Below are 545 nucleotides of genomic sequence, written 5' to 3' on the forward strand. Positions count from 1 at the left end.
CAGGCTCGGTGTATTCACCCGGCTGTGGGAGCGGCTCGTTCGTGGGGACGATTGATCCTTCGAGCAGTTCGTCTTCGGTTTCCCACTTGTAGTGGTTGATCTCGGCGTTCCCCAGCTGTTCTTCCCAGTCGTAGTTTCGGAAGATGTTCTCATCAACAGTATCTCGCGCATACAACACCCACAGTTCGGATTTACTGTCGGGGTCGTCACCAGTCCGGAGGATTCGGCCGAGCGTCTGGATCCGCTGTCGGACACTCCCACTTGAAACTCGAATAATCCCCATATCGGCATCTGGAACGTCAACACCCTCGATCAGTGCTTTGACGCTGAACATTACGTTCGCGTAGCCATCTGCTCTGAACCACTCCATCGCAAACTGGTTCCAGACGTCTCGAGAGTGTCCCGAGTGGTACATCACCGGCCAGAAATCACGCCGGGCGAACAATTCCTCCATCTTGTCGTCGACCCGTTGTAATTCGGGATACGTCTCGTACTTCTCCGAGCGAAGGCCGGTTCCCCGAACGATGTCACCCTCTCGTCGGATA

Annotated in this window: 1 protein-coding gene; it reads right to left on the bottom strand. The window is 55.4% G+C overall.

What is annotated here, in order from left to right; translation table 11 throughout:
- On the bottom strand, nucleotides 1–454 hold a 454-nt coding region (locus tag DEQ92_RS21675), incomplete at its 3' end, for a helicase-related protein (RefSeq protein ID WP_342764759.1).
- Nucleotides 455–545: the final 91 nt, after the last annotated feature.

Origin of the sequence: Haloferax sp. Atlit-6N (genome assembly GCF_003383195.1) — an archaeon.
Taxonomy (GTDB): Archaea; Halobacteriota; Halobacteria; order Halobacteriales; family Haloferacaceae; genus Haloferax; species Haloferax gibbonsii.